This is a genomic window from Humidesulfovibrio sp. (assembly GCF_030689645.1).
Classification (GTDB): domain Bacteria; phylum Desulfobacterota; class Desulfovibrionia; order Desulfovibrionales; family Desulfovibrionaceae; genus Humidesulfovibrio.
The window spans coordinates 1-1528 of sequence record NZ_JAUYFU010000107.1 but is presented as its reverse complement, the minus strand read 5'-3'; the positions used below and the strand labels follow the sequence as shown (position 1 = coordinate 1528).

Annotated in this window: 2 protein-coding genes and 1 pseudogene; 1 reads left to right on the top strand and 2 read right to left on the bottom strand. The window is 58.2% G+C overall.

Going from position 1 to position 1528, the window contains the following annotated elements; all coding sequences use genetic code 11:
* Positions 1–50: 50 nt before the first annotated feature.
* Positions 51–512, bottom strand: a complete 462-nt coding sequence (locus tag Q8O35_RS14070) for a hypothetical protein (RefSeq protein WP_305574431.1) — start codon at positions 510–512, stop codon at positions 51–53.
* Between the two features lie 216 nt (positions 513–728).
* Between Q8O35_RS14070 and Q8O35_RS14065 the strand changes: the two genes are divergently transcribed.
* Positions 729–1100 (top strand): hypothetical protein, encoded by a 372-nt coding sequence (locus Q8O35_RS14065; RefSeq protein ID WP_305574429.1) that lies wholly within the window; start codon positions 729–731, stop codon positions 1098–1100.
* 160 nt (positions 1101–1260) lie between these two features.
* Here Q8O35_RS14065 and Q8O35_RS14060 read toward each other — a convergent pair.
* A pseudogene (locus Q8O35_RS14060) lies at positions 1261–1528 on the bottom strand (RNB domain-containing ribonuclease); the annotation flags it as partial.

Below are 1528 nucleotides of genomic sequence, written 5' to 3'. Positions count from 1 at the left end.
ATGAATAAGGCCGGGGCTCCGATTGGGGCTCCGGCCTTTTTGCGTGCGGGCTATTGCCCCGGTTCGGGGTAGCGCATCGGCGGCATGATGATGAACTCCACCGGGGCCGTGGGGCACACCGCGCGCGCCGTGTCGAAGGCGTCTTTGTCCTCAAGGATGAAAGTAATGATTTTCTTCCCGCCATACCCGCGAATCTCCAGCATGTCGCACCGTAGCGGCTTTCCGTTGGCCGTAACGGAGAGCAGGGCGTAGGGCGGATGTGGTCCGGCATCTTGCGAGAGCTGGGCTTGTCGAGATGCCTCGGCGAACTGCTGGAATTGCTCACTGGCCTCTGGTTTCAGGAAAAAGAGCACACCATGCACCGTGCCGTGCGGAGCAAGGTTGAGCAAAAACGGATTTGCGCTGCGAGTGATGGTGACGCTTGCAACGTTGCCGCAAGTAATATCAAACGCACCGTTTGCGCATGCCGCAGCAGGTGCGAGAAGAACCATGATAATTATGAGGCATTTCATGCTACCCCCGTATTTTGTACTCAACGACTGATGCGTCAAGCCCAAGGTAAAAGAGGGAGACCTCCCATGTCATCGGGACATCGCCAAATTTCGAAAACTTGAACGACTGTGTTTCACCTAGTGTCACGTAGCGTGAGGCCACCCATTGCGTGTGGTCAACGCGAATCCAGACGGCAGCAGGGAGCGAACCAGGTTGCGTATTTCGACGGTGATCACTTGTCCTGCCTGGAATTTCTCCATCTCCTTGTCTTCAAACCCCTGAAGCCGCCCGAAAGCGACTTCCTTCACCTGATGCTCTGGTGGTGCCACCCGCCGCATCTGGCAGGTGCAGTTCGGGTGCACCGGGCCTGGCTTGTAGGCAAACCGCCTTCCGCGCATCGTCTGGCAGGTAAAGCAGGCGTTCTTGCCGGGAACGATTTACAAATATGCGTTTGCATCAGTGTTGGCAATGCCTTGCATGTGCTTGGGCAGGCCGTGAACGAGTTGGTCGTCGCCCAAGTGCTGATTCGAATTTTTACGCATGGCGCATGCTCCTTGTTATGGTTTACGGATGCCCCGGCATTGGCCGGAAATTTCCGCAGAGCATAACACGGGTTTTGGGAGGCCAGCTGAAAACGGATGAGAATGGGCGAGACAGGGTAAAACAGGCAGGGAAAAGGCGTGCGGAAAACCCTTGACGGGTTTTGCAAAAAAGCCGGAGCCCTTGCGGACCCCGGCCTTTTGCTTTCATTTCGTTGAAACGTGGGGGCTACTCCGCCTCCCGCGCCTCCACCACTTTCAGCTCATTGGTCAGCGCGTCGATGCGGCCGAAGAAGACCGTGACCGGCGTGCCCAGGTGGGCCTTTTCGCCCAGCATGTTCTTGGGCAGGCGCACCGTTATCTGCAGGTCCGGCAGGGAGAGGGTGGGGTACGGCCCGGCGTCTTCCACCACCACGGCGGAGAAGGGCTCGCGCTTGCGCTGGCTTAAGTACACGAGCTTCCAGTAGCGCGGGCGGAAGCGCTGCACCTGCCCCACT